The sequence below is a fragment of the Devosia sp. genome (genome assembly GCF_017307565.1).
Classification (GTDB): domain Bacteria; phylum Pseudomonadota; class Alphaproteobacteria; order Rhizobiales; family Devosiaceae; genus Devosia.
On sequence record NZ_JAFKHD010000375.1, the window covers coordinates 1 to 1,363 of the forward strand.

A 1,363-nucleotide genomic window follows, 5' to 3' on the forward strand; every position below is an offset into this window, starting at 1 on the left:
GGTGCGTTCGCGGTGGCTGAGCAGGCTGAAATTGCGGCGCGGCAGATCGAAGGGGAGAATCTGCAGGCTGCCTGCGGCGACGAAGGGCGCAACGACCATTTCGGAGAGGGCGGCGGCGCAATCGCTGTCGCGCACGGCGCCGAGAATGGCCTCGTTGGTGGTGAGGGTCAGAGCGATATCGAGCGCTTTGGGATCAAAGCCCAGGCGGGAAATGCCGGCTTCGAATTCGGTGCGGGTGCCTGAGCCGGGCTCGCGCATGATCCAGCGGAAATCAGACAGACGCGGCCGGGCGATGGTCGAGGGGGCGGAGACGGCGACGAGCCGGTCATGCCCGATGGGCCGGACGGCGAGGGCGGGCATGTCGATGACGCCTTCGACGATGCCCAACTCCGCTGCGCCATCAAGCACGGCAGCGGCGACTTCATTGGTATTGCCGGCCGAGAAGTGAACGGCGATGCCGGGATATTTGAGGGCGAATTGCAGGATACGCGGCGGCAGCCAGTAATTGGCGACGGTCTGGCTGGCCATGATGTCGAGATCGCCGCGCTTGAGGCCGCCGAGATCGCTGAGGGTGCGTTCGGCCTGGCGGACCCGGGCGAGGGTTTGGCGGGCTTCCTCGAGAAACACTTCGCCATCACGCGTCAGTTCGATGCGCCGGCCGACGCGATCAAACAGCCGCACATTGTGGAAGGCTTCAAGGGTCTTGATGGCGGCGCTGGCGGCTGATGGCGTCAGGCCAATGGCGGCCGCGCCCCGGGTCAGGTGCTGGCGTTCGGCGACGGCGATGAAGATGGCGAGCTGTTCGAGGGTCACTGATCGTGCAATCTGATTGCATGAAACGTGCACAATTATGCGATGGAAACGAATGAAAGCAAGTTTCATGCTGGCAAGCGTGATCTTTAAAGCATGTCTTGCTTCCGATGTTTCCTTTCAAGCAAATATTTCCTGGGCTTGCGCTCGCGATAGGTATCAGTGGGCTGGCGCTGGCCGCCGAGCCCTTGCAGCGGCTGCTTTTCGGGTGGGTGGCGCTCGATGGGCTGGTGCTGGCGATCCTTGCGGGTACGCTGGTGCATACCGGGCTTGGACTGCGGGCGCAGTATCGGCCCGGCGTGCAGTTTGCCGCCAAGACGGTGCTGGAAGTCGCGGTGGTGCTGCTGGGCGGGACCATCAGCGCCGGTGCGGTGTTGCAGGTGGGGCCGGCGGTGCTGGCAGTGGTGGTGCTCGTCGTGGTGCTGGCTCTGGTGGCAAGCTATGGCATCGGGCGTTGTCTGGGGCTTGATGCGCGGCTGGCGACGCTGGTCGCCTGTGGCAATTCCATCTGCGGGAATTCGGCGATCATGGCGACGGCGCCGGTGATCAAGGC

General features: G+C 64.3%; 2 protein-coding genes. One reads left to right on the top strand and one right to left on the bottom strand.

The features are described 5' to 3' along the window. Positions 1–813: LysR family transcriptional regulator (locus J0I64_RS15430; protein WP_291409823.1), on the bottom strand; the 813-nt coding region annotated here is incomplete at its 3' end. A gap of 185 nt (positions 814–998) precedes the next feature. On the opposite strand from J0I64_RS15430, the gene J0I64_RS15435 reads away from it, so the two are divergent. Then, the coding region (locus tag J0I64_RS15435; RefSeq protein ID WP_291409825.1) for a putative sulfate exporter family transporter at positions 999–1,363 on the top strand (365 nt) is incomplete at its 3' end.